Origin of the sequence: Micromonospora sp. H33 (assembly GCF_052068455.1) — a bacterium.
Taxonomy (GTDB): Bacteria; Actinomycetota; Actinomycetes; order Mycobacteriales; family Micromonosporaceae; genus Micromonospora.
This window is the reverse complement of record NZ_JBQHDE010000004.1, coordinates 453,828-466,248: the sequence shown is the minus strand read 5'-3', so window position 1 is coordinate 466,248 and position 12,421 is coordinate 453,828. Positions and strand designations below refer to the sequence as shown.

Here is a 12,421-nt window from a genome sequence, read left to right as displayed (position 1 = left end):
CAGCGCCCCTCCAGCGGGTGGGGCACGGTCGAGCAGATCACCGACCCGGAGTACTCGACGATGGCGTTCCTGAAGGGCCTCAAGCAGGTCGACGGCTGGCAGGACATGCCGCTGACCAAGGCCGCCCAGACCGTGCAGGTCTCGGCCTACCCCTTCCACTACGCACAGTGGGAGACCCAGGCCGCCGACCTCGTCGCCGAGCACTGGAACAGCTGACCTCTGGAACAGCTGACCTCTGGAACACCACGCTGGCCGGCACCCGAACACGGGTGCCGGCCAGCGGCGTCTCCACGCCTGGCCCGCACCCGACGACGGGCGTCGGCGGATCAGACGCGGAAGCCGGCGGCGCGGGCCGCCTCCCGTTCGCGCCGGCGGTCGGCGCGGCGACGGCGGAACCAGAAGACGAAGAGCGCCAGGCCCAGCAGGAACGCCAGCACGAGGGCCGGCAGGAGGATGGCGACCACCGACATCACCACGCTGGTGGCGTCCTCGGCGGTGCTCGCGACCGGCGCACCGACCCCGCCCGTGGTCGCGTTGACGACCGGCCGGGCGGCGGACTTGAGCAGGTGCACGCCGAGTGCGATCAGGACGCCGGTCGCCACCGGCACCCACTGGTTCGACGAGAAGAAGCTCGCCGGGTCGCTCACCGTGACCGTCTCGGAGGTGGCGCCGGCCCCGAACGCCAGACCGCCCGCCGTCGGCCGGACCACGGTCTGGACGACGTCGTTGACGTGGTCGACCACCGGGACCTTGTCGGCCACGACCTCGACCGCCAGCAGCACCGCCAGGATGGCGAGCACCCAGCCGTTGCCGAGCCACTGCCACCCGGAGGGCAGGTCGATCAGATCCGTGTAGCGGGCGAGCAGACCCATGGTGAGCAGCGGGATGTACGCGTTGAGGCCCGCCGAGGCGGCGAGGCCGGTACCGGTGAGCACTTCGAGCACCGTCTCAGCATTGCACCGGCACGCCAGTGGCGCTCGGTGGCGTTGTGAGGCTGTCGGGCCGGTCCTCCGCTACCCTCGTCGGGTGCGGTTGGTGATTGCGAAGTGCTCGGTGGACTACGTCGGACGGCTCTCGGCCCACCTGCCGCCGGCCACCCGGCTGCTGATGGTGAAGGCGGACGGGTCGGTGTCGATCCATGCGGACGACCGGGCGTACAAGCCGCTGAACTGGATGAGCCCGCCATGCCGGCTGGAGGAGGCACCGGGCGTCTGGCGGGTGGTCAACAAGGCCGGCGAGGAGCTGCGGATCACCCTGGAGGAGATCTTCCAGGACACCTCGTACGAGCTGGGCGTCGACCCGGGGCTGCGCAAGGACGGGGTGGAGGCGCACCTTCAGGAGCTGCTGGCGGCCAACCCGGAGACGCTGGGCGACGGCTTCACCCTGATCCGCCGGGAGTACATGACCGCGATCGGCCCGGTCGACCTGCTGTGCCGTGACGCCGGGCAGGGCACGGTCGCGGTCGAGGTGAAGCGCCGTGGCGAGATCGACGGCGTCGAGCAGCTCACCCGCTACCTCGAACTGCTCAACCGGGATCCGCTGCTCGCCCCGGTCAGCGGCGTCTTCGCGGCGCAGGAGATCAAGCCGCAGGCGCGCGTGCTCGCGACCGACCGCGGCATCCGCTGCGTGGTCGTCGACTACGACAGGCTCCGCGGCATCGAACGCGACGAGCTGACCCTGTTCTGACCCGGCGGGCCCCGCCGGTGGCCCGGTGTGCGGCTCAGCGGCCGTACATCATCTTGACGACCTTGACCAGGCGGGCGACGTCGGCGTCGGTGCGGTCGAAGGTCATCGCCGGCAGCAGCGACCGGGCCCGGCGGCGGGTGATGGCCTTGGCCCGCGCGAACTCGCGCAGCCCGTCCTCGCCGTGGATGCGCCCGAAGCCGGAGTCGCCCACGCCGCCGAAGGGCAGGGTGGACATCCCGGCGAAGGTCAGGGCCGAGTTCACCGAGGCCATCCCGGAGCGCAGGCGCCGCGCGACCGCCACGGCCCGCCGCCGGCCGAAGACCGAACCCCCCAGGCCGTACGGGAGGGCGTTGGCCAGCGTCACCGCCTCGTCGGCGTCGCGTACGCGGTTGATGGTCAGCGTCGGGCCGAAGGTCTCCTCGCGAACGGCGGCCGAGTCCTCGGGGACGTCGACCAGGACGGTCGGCCGGACGTACGGCGGCTGCACCGCCTCGGCGCCGCCCAGCACCGCGCGGCCGCCCCGGGCCAGCGCGTCGTCGATGTGCCGGCGGATCACGTCGAGCTGGCTCGGCATGGTGATCGGCCCGATGTCCGCGCCGTCGGCGCCGACCGTGAGCCGGTCGGCCCGCTGGACCACCTTGTCGACGAAGGCGTCGAAGACCGGCTCGACGGCGTACACCCGCTCGATGCCGATGCAGGTCTGGCCGGCGTTGGTGAGGGCCCCCCAGACCGCCGCGTCGGCCGCCGCATCCAGGTCGGCGTCGGCGTCGACGATCATCGCGTCCTTGCCACCCGCCTCGATGAGGACGGGGGTGAGCGACTCCGCGCAGGCCGCCATCACCTTCCGGCCGGTGGCCGTCGAGCCGGTGAAGGCGACCTTGTCCACTCCGGACCGGCACAGCGCCGCGCCGACGTCGCCGAGCCCGTGCACCGCGCTGAACACCGGCTGCTCGCCGACGACCTCGGCGAACGTGTCGACCAGCCACTGCCCGACGGCCGGCGTGTACTCGCTGGGCTTGAGCACCACGGTGTTGCCGGCGGCCAGCGCGTACGCGACGGAGCCGATCGGGGTGAAGACGGGGTAGTTCCACGGGCCGATCACGCCGATCACCCCGTGCGGCTGGTACTCGAGGTGGGCGGAGAACTCCGCCAGCACCAGGCGGGACCGCATCCGGCGCGGCCCGAGCACCCGTCGGGCGTTGCGGGCGGCCCAGTCGACGTGCTCGACGGCGGTGACGATTTCGACGATCGCGTCGGGGACGGGCTTGCCGCCCTCGACGTGCACCAGCTCGGCGAGCTCCTCGATCCGCTTCGCGAGCACGGCGCGCCAGCGCAGCAGGCGCTCCCGGCGACCGGTGAAACCCAGCCCGGCCCACCAGGGCGCGGCGGCGCGGGCACGGGCCACCGTCGCCTCGACATCCGCCACGCTCGCGACCGGGACGCGCCCGGCCTCCGCGCCGGTCGCCGGGCTCGTCGACACGAGCCGCCCGTCCTCGATGACCGGGGTCCCCGGGACATGCACAGCCGTCATGGCGGAAGTCTAGACCCGAGGATTACTCACCGGTAGGGGGCGCGTGGGGCGGTGACACGGGGTGGTCCCGAGCCATTGAACGCAGCGGGCGCCCAGCCCGTGTCATGGGGCGGGACCGCGACGGGTGAGGCGCACATCCCTCGATACCGGACACCGGAGACCGAAGAACCGAACATGAGGTGTCCGGCTGGCGACAGGGAGATGGCCGCCCGGGCGGTGAAGACCACTACCGTGTGGTGGCAGGCTGACGCGCGGGGTCACCGTGCGGGGTGGAGGGGCGGACTGTCCATGGAGGAGCATCCGGAGTTTCTGCCGTTGTTGACGGTGGCCGGCGGGCCGATGCGGGGGTTGAGCTTCCGGCTCGGGCGGATCCGGCTGGTGATCGGGCGGGCGCCGACGGCGGACGTCGTCCTGGCCGACGCGCACCTGAGCCGACGGCACGCCGAGATGTGGCTGGCTCCGGAGGGGGCGTCGGTGGCAGACCTCGGCTCGACCAACGGCACCTGGCTCAACGACCGGCGGATCACCGGGGTGGAACGGCTCGCCGACGGTGACGTGATCCGGATCGGCCGCACCGAACTCCGGATCTACGACCCCGGGGTGGCCCGGACCGATCCGGTCGGGCTGACCTTCGGCCTGGGACGCCGGGACCACCGGCCGACCCTGCCGCTGCCGATCGCCACGCCGGAGCTCCCCGTCGCGACGCGACCGGTCGCCGCGGAGCTCCCCGTCGCGGCGGAGGCGGTCGTTCCCGTCCCAGAGCCCGCCGACCCCGTGCCGGCCTGAGCAGCGGCGGGACGCCGCCGACCGCGTCCGGGCGCCACACGTCGGGCACCCGCGTCATGTCGCCGGGCCCCATGGACGGGCGGGTGGGCGGGCTGGCAGCATGCCGCGGATGGAGAGCCAGCAGCAGGTCGTGTCGGCGAACGGGATCACCCAGGCGGTACGGGTGGCCGGGCCGCCGGACGGCGTACCGGTGCTGCTGATCCACGGCAACTGCTCGTCCGCCCTCTTCTGGGAGCCCCTGATCCGGCGCCTGCCCGGCCACCTGCGAGTGATCGCGCCGGACCTGCGCGGCTACGGGGACACTGACACCGCCCCGGTCGACGCGACGCGGGGGCTGGCCGACTTCGCCGACGACGTCGCCGCCCTGCTCGACCAGGAGTCGCTCGTCCCGGCCGGCGCGCGGCCGGTGGTCGCCGGGCACTCGCTGGGCGGGGGAGTGGCCATGCGGCTGCTGGTCGACCACCCCGACCGGGTGGCCGGGCTGCTGCTGGCGGCGCCGGTCTCGCCGTACGGTTTCGGTGGCACCCGCGACCTCGACGGCGCCCCGACCACACCCGACTTCGCGGGCACCGGTGCCGGCACCGCCAACGCGGACTTCGTCCGCCGGCTGGCCGCCAAGGACCGCGGCGACGAGGCCCCGACCAGCCCGCGGGCGGTGCTGCGGAGCGCGTACGTCGCCGATCCGGCCTCGCTCGGCGACGACGAGGAACTGCTGCTGGACACCGTCCTGTCCACCGCGACCGGCGAGGACAACTACCCGGGGACGGCCGAGCCATCCGCCAACTGGCCGGGCACCGCCCCCGGCGGGCGGGGTGTGCTGAACGCCCTGGCGCCGGCGTACTTCCGGCTCGCCGACGACCTCGTCGCCGTCGCCGGCAAGCCGCCGGTCACCTGGGTACGCGGGGACGCCGACGTGATCGTCTCGGACACCTCGCTGTTCGACCTGGCGTACCTGGGGGCGCTGGGCGTGGTGCCCGGCTGGCCGGGGGAGGCGGACTGCCCGCCGCAGCCGATGGTCGGGCAGACCCGGGCGGTGCTGGAGCGGTACGCCGCGGCCGGCGGCGCGTACCGGGAGGTGGTGCTGCCCGGCTGCGGCCACAGCCCGCACATCGAGCGGCCGGCCGAGTTCGTCGCCGAGCTGCTCGCCCTGGTCGACGGCCGGCGCTGACGCGTCGCGGCGGGCTGAGCGTCACCGGGCCGGCCGTGCTGACGCGGCCGGAACGCGACGACCGGCGGCGCCGACCGGACCCGCCATGAGGGCCGGCGTCCATCGACGGCGACGGAGCCGTGAAATATCCCACGGCGTCTCGACAACCGTGCGTCACGTGGCAGACTCCGCTTAACTTAGCGGCCGTTCATGTCGGCTGCGTGGAGCGAACCAGGGGAGGCCGGTCGTGGCGCGCGAGTTCACCAGTGTGGGTGTGGTGGGTCTGGGCACCATGGGTGCCGGCATCGTCGAGGTCTTCGCCCGCAACGGCATCGAGGTCGTCGCGGTCGAGATCTCCGAGACCGCGGTGGAGCGAGGCCGGGCCACCCTGACCGGCTCGACCGACCGGGCGGTGGCCAAGGGGAAGCTCGCGCCGGCCGACCGGGACGCCCTCCTGGCCCGCGTGAACTGGCAGGTCGGGCTGGACGCTCTGCACTCGGTCGACCTGGTGATCGAGGCCGTCCCCGAGCACCTGGACCTGAAGCAGCGGATCTTCGCCGAGCTGGACCGGGTCTGCAAGCCCGAGACGATCCTCGCCACCAACACCTCGTCGCTGTCGGTCACCGAGATCTCGGTGGCCACCACCCGACCCAACCAGGTCATCGGCATCCACTTCTTCAACCCGGCGCCGGTCATGAAGCTGGTGGAGATCGTCCGTACGGTGGTCACCTCCGCGGAGGTGGTCGCCGACGTGGAGGCGCTCTGCGAGCGGCTCGGCAAGGTCGACGTGACGATCAGCGACCGGGCCGGGTTCATCGCCAACGCGCTGCTCTTCGGCTACCTCAACCACGCCGTCAGCATGCTCGAGTCGCGGTACGCCACCCGCGAGGACATCGACGCCGCGATGAAGCTCGGCTGCGGCCTGCCCATGGGCCCGCTCGCACTGATGGACCTGATCGGCCTGGACACCGCGTACGAGATCCTCGACACGATGTACCGGCGTGGTGGCCGGGACCGCCGGCACGCCCCGGTGCCGCTGATCAAGCAGATGGTCACCGCTGGGCTGCTCGGCCGGAAGTCCGGCCGGGGCTTCTACACCTACGAGCGGCCGGGCTCGCCGGTCGTCGTACCCGACGAGCAGACGCCCGTGACCACGGAGTCGGCGCTCGCCGACGGCACGCACGGCATCGCGAAGGTCGGCGTGGTCGGCTCCGGCACGATGGCCACCGGGATCATCGAGGTGTTCGCCAAGGCCGGGTACGAGGTGGTCTCCGTGACCCGCGGTGCGGAGAAGTCCGCCAAGGTCTTCGAGGCGGTCAAGACCTCGCTGAACAAGGGCGTGGTCCGGGGCAAGCTCGGCGAGGCCGACCGGGACGCCGCCCTGGGCCGGATCACCTGGTCCGCCACCCTGGAGCACCTGGCCGACGTCGACCTGGTGGTCGAGGCCGTGGTCGAGGAGCTGAGCGTCAAGAAGGCGCTGTTCGCCAGCCTGGACGAGATCTGCAAGCCGGGCGTGGTGCTGGCCACCACCACCTCGTCGCTGCCGGTGATCGAGGTGGCGATGGCCACCCAGCGTCCGGCCGACGTGGTGGGCCTGCACTTCTTCAACCCGGCGCCGATCATGCCGCTGGTGGAGATCGTGCAGACCATCCGCACCTCGGCGGAGACCACCACCACCGCCAAGGCGGTCTGCGCGAAGCTGGGCAAGACCGGCGTCGTCTGCGGGGACCGGTCCGGATTCATCGTCAACGCGCTGCTCTTCCCGTACCTGAACGACGCGGTGAAGATGCTGGAGGCCAGCTACTCGACCGCCGACGACATCGACCACGCGATGAAGCTGGGCTGCGGCTACCCGATGGGCCCGTTCGAGCTGCTCGACGTGGTCGGCCTGGACGTGTCGCTGGCCATCCAGCGGGAGCTGTACCTGGAGCTGCGCGAGCCCGGGTTCGCCCCGGCGCCGCTGCTGGAGCACCTGGTGACCGCCGGGTACCTCGGCCGCAAGACCGGCCGCGGCTTCCGCGACCACACCCGCCGCTAGGCCCGGTACCCGGGCCGGCCGGCGTCGGGCGTGCGCTCCGCCGCCCGTGCCGGCCGCGCGGCCGGTCCCGCCGGTCCGGCCGTACGCTGGAAAGCGTGAGCCCCCGGCGCAACCGACCCCGTCGTGACGAGACCGCGCACCTGGACTCCGATCGGGCGCGCCAGGGCGTCGCGTCGGTGCAGCAGTGGCGGGACGGGGACTGGCAGGTGCGGGGCATCAGCGGCGGGGCGTCGGTCAAGACGTACCGCTGTCCGGGCTGTGACCAGGAGATCCCGCCGGGTGTGGCGCACGTGGTGGCCTGGCCGGCGGACGGGCGGGGCGACCTGACCGACCGCCGGCACTGGCACAGCGGCTGCTGGCGGGCCCGGGACCGGCGCGGCCCGGCCGTCCAACGGGGGCGCAGCGCACCCCGCTACGGCTGAGCGGCTGTCGGGACGGGCGATCTGGATCACCGCGTTTCCGCCCGGACGGGCGGCCGTGCCGGCGGCGCGGGAGACTGGACGGGTGAGCACACCCATCCGCGCCTCGTCGATCCTGCCCGGCCGCCGGGAGGAGATCGAGCTGCACACCGCCGACGGTCTGCGCCTGGTCGGTGAGCTGTCCCGCCCGGCCGACCGCGAGCCGGTGGCGACGCTCGTCTGCCTCCACCCGCTGCCCACCCACGGCGGGATGATGGACAGCCACGTCTTCCGCAAGGCCGCCTGGCGCCTGCCGGCCCTGGCCGACCTGGCGGTGCTGCGGTTCAACACCCGGGGCACCAGCAGCGTGCGCGGCACCAGCGAGGGCTCCTTCGACAACGCCGTCGGCGAGCGCTACGACGTCGCCGCCGCCATCGAGTACGCGGAGTTCCACGAGCTGCCCGACATCTGGCTGCTGGGCTGGTCGTTCGGCACCGACCTGACGCTGAAGTACGGCTGCGACCCGGCGGTGACCGGGGCGATCCTGCTCTCCCCGCCGCTGCGCTTCTCCACTCCGGAGGACCTGGCGCAGTGGGCCGCGTCCGGCAAGCCGCTCACCGTGCTGGTGCCGGAGTTCGACGACTACCTGCGGCCCGACGAGGCCCGCGAACGGTTCGCGGCCGTGCCGCAGGCCGAGGTGGTCGGCGTGCCCGGTGCCAAGCACCTCTGGGTCGGCGACGCCGAGACCGTGCTCGACGAGATCGTCCGGCGGGTCAACCCGGCCGCGCCGGTGCCGCTGCCGACCACCTGGGACGGCCCGATGGAGACCGGCGACGTCAGCGCGTACGCCGACCGGACCGTGGCCGCTTTTGCCGACACCCCGGTGCCCGGCCCGGAGGCCGGTCGGGCGGGCTGACTCAGCGTCGGTCCTGCCGGGGAAGGATCACCTCGCGCAGGATCAGCTGGATCGCCGCGACGGTCGGGATCGCGATGATCGCACCGACGACGCCCACCAGTGCCACGCCGAGCAGCGCGGCCACCAGGGCGGCCACCTCGTTGACCTTGACCGACCGGCGCATGATCTTCGGGTAGATCAGGTAGTTCTCCAACTGCTGGTAGATCAGGAAGAACACCACGCAGGCGATCCCCACCGGCAGGTCGGTGGCGAACCCGACCAGGCTCACGATCACCGCACCGAGGGTGGCGCCGATCTGCGGGATCAGGTCGGTCACCGCCACCACCACGGCCAGCGCGAACGGGTACGGCAGCCCCGCGATCAACGCGAACACGAACGTGGTCGTCCCGGCGAGCACCGCGATGCTGATCGCGCCGACCATGTACGCGCCGACCTTCGTGATGATCTCGTCGCCGATGAGCTGGACCCGCTGCCGCCGGGACCGGGGCACCAGCGCGTACCCGAGGGCCCGCAGCCGGTCGAAGTACGCCAGGAAGTAGATGGTGAGGACCAGCACGGTCAGCGTCCGGAAGACGGTGCCGAAGATGAGTTGGGCGCCGCCGAGCACCCCGCCGAGGGCTCGCCCCACCGTGTCGGCGTTCGCCGCGTTCTGCGCCCGCTCCATCAGGTCGTACCGCTCGACCAGTTCGTTGATCGTCTCGTTGCGCCGCAGGGACTCCACGTAGCTCGGGATCTGCTCGACGAACTGGCTGGACTGGGTGACGACCGGCGGCACCAGGGCGACCAGGCCACCGCAGAGCAGCAGCAGGACGGTCAGCCCGACTGTGGCCACCGCCAGGCCGTGCGGCAGCCCGAGCAGGCGCAGCCGCGCCACCGCCGGGTAGAGCCCGACCGCGAGGAAGAGCGCGATCACCACCAGGACGAGGACGCCGGCGGCGTTGCGCAGCCCCAGGAAGAGCGCGTACGCCAGCAGCACGCCGAGCCCGCCGGTGAACCCGACCAGGAAACTGCTGCGCCGCAACGGCCGCCCGGGGGCGCCGAACCGTCCCGAGCCGTTGTCCGGCGGGGCGTCGTCCGGGTCGTCCGGGCCGGTGGGAGCGGAGTCGCCGGCGCGGGCCGAGCCGGGGTCGTCCGGGTCGGAGTCGTCAGCGGGGGGCCGTGGGTCGCCGGAGGGCGGTGGGGACTGCTCGCCCGGGCCGGCGCCACCGTCCGGCCGCGACGGCGGACGATCGGGCTGGTCGGCCGGCTCGTGCGACTCCGGATCGCCCTGTGCCACCGAACCTCCCGAGGATCACGCTCCGGCGACCGCCGGAGAAACCTCGACACCGGCCCGCGACTGCGGGTCCCACCGGGAGCGTAGCCGCCCCGGTCGCCGTGGGGGGCAGCCTGCGTAAGCAGATCGTGGATGTCGAGGCGACCCGGAGGGACCTGGTCCGTCCGAGATCCTGGACGGACCGATCAGTCCTTCTCGACGACGACCTTGCTCGGCTTGGCGCTGCGCTCGTCGGTGGTCGGCTTCGCGGGGCGGTTGCCGTTCTCACCGATGCTGGTGATCTTCGCGGGTGCGGCGTCCCGGCCGCCCTCGCCCGGGACGGCCGCGACGGTCGATTCGCCGTCCACCCCGGCGCTGGCGGTCCCGCCGTCCTTGGTGGTCACCGACGCGACCTTCTCCCGGTCCGGTTCACCGGTGGCCGGCTCGATCCGTCCCCGGGCCGGCTGGCCGGCCGCGGCCGGCTCGACCTTGCCGGCGCCGGACCGGACCCGATCGGCCGCTCCGGCAGTCCCCGACTTCGTCGAGGTGGCCCGGGCGTCGGCGGGCGCCGTCGTGGCGGCCTCGGCGCGCGCTCCGGCGGCGGCCGGCGCCGCGGAGCCCCCCTTCGCGGAGCCCTTCGCGGGGCCCGCACCGTCACCGGTGACCGGTGCCGCGGAGCCCTTCGCGGGGCCTGCACCGTTGCCGGCGGCCGCTGCGGTGGAGGCCTTCGCCGGGCCCGCACCGTCACCGGTGGCCGGTGTCGGCGGCCGGACCGTGACCGCCGCCGTCACGCCGTCGGTGCCGGGCGTCGCGCCGCCGGCCGGCCGCCCCGGTGCGCCCGCCAGCTCCAGCCGCAGCTCGGTCACCTGCCGCTGCAGCTCGTCGGACTCCTGCCGCGAACGCCAGGTCTCCTGCCGCAGGTCGGCGAGCTGCTGCTGGGCCTGGGCGATCTCCAGCATCACCTGCGCGAGCTGCTGGCGGCCCGCCGCCGCCTCCTGCTGCGTGGCGGCGAGGTGCTGCTGCGTGGTGGCCAGCGCCTGCTGGGTCGTGGCCGCGTACTCCTCGAACTGCCGCCGGGACTTCGCGACGTGCTCGTCGGCCTTGCGGCGCTTCTCGGTGGCCTCCTCCTCGGCCCGGCTGAGCAGCGCCGCCGCCTCCTCCTCGACCTCGCGGCGCATGGTCAGCGCGTCCTGCTCGGCGGCCCGGCGGATGTCGGCGGCCGCGCCCTCGATCTCGTTCCTCAGGGCGGTGTACCGCGACTCCAGCTCGGCGCGCCGGGTCTCGAAGCCCGACTCCAGCTCGGCGCTGCGCGTCTCGAAGCCCGACTCCAGCTCGGCGCGCCGGGCCGTGAACCCGGACTCCAGCTCCTGCTGACGCGCCGCGTGCTGCTTCGCCAGCTCGACCTGCCGCGACTTGTACTGCTTCTCCAGGTCGTCACGGCGCTTCGTGAACTCCTGGTCGGCGGCGGTACGCCGCTGCGCCAGCTCGCGGTCGGCCGCCTCGCGACGGCTGTTGACCTCCTTCTCCACGCCGGCCCGCCAGGCACCCAGCTCCTGCTGGGTCTGGGCGCGGGCGTGCTGCACGTACGCCTCGGTCTCGGCGCGCATCCGCTGGACGTACGACTCGGTCTCCGCGCGCTGGCGCTTCGCGGCCTCGGCCGCCTGCGTGGTGAGCCGCTCCGCCTCCTGGCGGGCCTTGTTGCGGGTGGCCCGGCCGGCGGTGCTGGCGTCGTCGATGATCTGCTTGGCCTCCTGCTGCGCCTTGGCGTGGGTGGCCCGGCTCGCCTCGGTGGCCTGCTCGACGAGGCGCTTGGCCTCCTGCTGGGCCTTGGCGTGCACCTCCTTGGCGGCCTCCCGCAGCTCCGTCGCCTCCTGCTGGGCCTTCGCGTGCACCTCACGGGCCGCCTCGCGCAGCTTGGTGGCCTCCTGCTGGGCCCGCGTGTGGATCTCCTTCGCGGTGTCCCGGAGGTGGGTCGCCTCCTGCTGGGCCTTCGCCAGCGCCTCCTGCGCGGCCTTGCGCAGCCGGGCAGCCTCGTCGGTGGCGGCCTTGACCGCGGCGTCCGCCTCGGCCTTGCGGGCGGCGGTGTGCCGATCCTCCTCGGCGCGCCGGGCGGTGAGCGCGATCTCGAAGTCCTTGAGGGCCTTGGCCGCCTGCTCCCGCGCCTCGTCGATGATGTGTTCGGCGGCCGCCCGACGGGCCTCGATCTCCTCGTTGGCGGCGGCGAGGATGTCCTCGGCCTGCTCCTCGGCCAGCGTCAGGATCTGCTCGACCCGTGGGCCGAGGTGGCGGAACGCGGCGCGGTCGACGACGCCAACCTGTTTGCGCACCTGGGCGAGATCCCGCTGGAGCACCTCCACCTGGCCGGCCAGCTTGTGGATCTGGGTGTAGGCCTGCTCCCGTTCGGCGGTCAGGGTGGCGATCTCGTGCTCCGCGCGAGCGACGTACCGGTCGACCTGTCGTTTCTCGTACCCCCGCAGAGCGGACTCGAAGCTGGGCTCCGTGGTCACATCCCCGCCGAGAGCGAACAGTTCCTCGCCGTGCGACATGCCCCCATCCTCACACGCAACGGGCCCTCCTGGGGCGATACGGACGCCTCGGATGGCAGCTGCTTCATGGACCCGGTTTCACCTGTTGGGAAACGCGTAACGGCGCGGGGCGGCACCGGTC

10 protein-coding genes and 1 pseudogene are annotated in these 12,421 nt (G+C 73.3%); 7 read left to right on the top strand and 4 right to left on the bottom strand.

The features are described from left to right. Positions 1-216, top strand: a pseudogene (locus tag ACTMS0_RS13935) (hypothetical protein); the annotation flags it as partial. 110 nt (positions 217-326) lie between these two features. Here ACTMS0_RS13935 and ACTMS0_RS13930 read toward each other — a convergent pair. Continuing rightward, on the bottom strand, positions 327-944 hold the full coding sequence (locus tag ACTMS0_RS13930; protein ID WP_441155564.1) for a DUF4126 domain-containing protein: 618 nt from the start codon (positions 942-944) through the stop codon (positions 327-329). Between the two features lie 82 nt (positions 945-1,026). On the opposite strand from ACTMS0_RS13930, the gene nucS reads away from it, so the two are divergent. Further along, positions 1,027-1,686, top strand: a complete 660-nt coding sequence (gene nucS, locus ACTMS0_RS13925; protein WP_441155563.1) for an endonuclease NucS — start codon at positions 1,027-1,029, stop codon at positions 1,684-1,686. Positions 1,687-1,720: 34 nt separating this feature from the next. Here nucS and ACTMS0_RS13920 read toward each other — a convergent pair whose 3' ends face one another. After that, entirely contained in the window at positions 1,721-3,217 is a 1,497-nt protein-coding gene (locus ACTMS0_RS13920) for an aldehyde dehydrogenase family protein (protein WP_441155562.1), read from the bottom strand. Between the two features lie 288 nt (positions 3,218-3,505). On the opposite strand from ACTMS0_RS13920, the gene ACTMS0_RS13915 reads away from it, so the two are divergent. The 5 genes from ACTMS0_RS13915 to ACTMS0_RS13895 all read left to right on the top strand — a co-directional run bounded on the left by ACTMS0_RS13915 (position 3,506) and on the right by ACTMS0_RS13895 (position 8,502). Further along, complete coding sequence (locus ACTMS0_RS13915) at positions 3,506-4,003, top strand: FHA domain-containing protein (protein WP_441155561.1); 498 nt, start codon at positions 3,506-3,508, stop codon at positions 4,001-4,003. A 100-nt stretch (positions 4,004-4,103) separates the two neighbouring features. Next, complete coding sequence (locus ACTMS0_RS13910; protein ID WP_441155560.1) at positions 4,104-5,171, top strand: alpha/beta hydrolase; 1,068 nt, start codon at positions 4,104-4,106, stop codon at positions 5,169-5,171. Between the two features lie 226 nt (positions 5,172-5,397). Further along, positions 5,398-7,188, top strand: coding sequence for a 3-hydroxyacyl-CoA dehydrogenase family protein (locus ACTMS0_RS13905; RefSeq protein WP_441155559.1), 1,791 nt, complete (start codon positions 5,398-5,400; stop codon positions 7,186-7,188). Positions 7,189-7,283: 95 nt separating this feature from the next. Then, positions 7,284-7,610, top strand: a complete 327-nt coding sequence (locus ACTMS0_RS13900) for a hypothetical protein (protein WP_441155558.1) — start codon at positions 7,284-7,286, stop codon at positions 7,608-7,610. An 82-nt stretch (positions 7,611-7,692) separates the two neighbouring features. Next, complete coding sequence (locus tag ACTMS0_RS13895) at positions 7,693-8,502, top strand: alpha/beta hydrolase (RefSeq protein WP_441155557.1); 810 nt, start codon at positions 7,693-7,695, stop codon at positions 8,500-8,502. A gap of 1 nt (position 8,503) precedes the next feature. Here the strand turns inward: ACTMS0_RS13895 and ACTMS0_RS13890 are convergent, their stop codons facing one another. Then, positions 8,504-9,778 (bottom strand): AI-2E family transporter, encoded by a 1,275-nt coding sequence (locus ACTMS0_RS13890; protein ID WP_441155556.1) that lies wholly within the window; start codon positions 9,776-9,778, stop codon positions 8,504-8,506. Positions 9,779-9,960: 182 nt separating this feature from the next. After that, entirely contained in the window at positions 9,961-12,300 is a 2,340-nt protein-coding gene (locus ACTMS0_RS13885) for a hypothetical protein (protein WP_441155555.1), read from the bottom strand. Between the last annotated feature and the right edge of the window lie 121 nt (positions 12,301-12,421).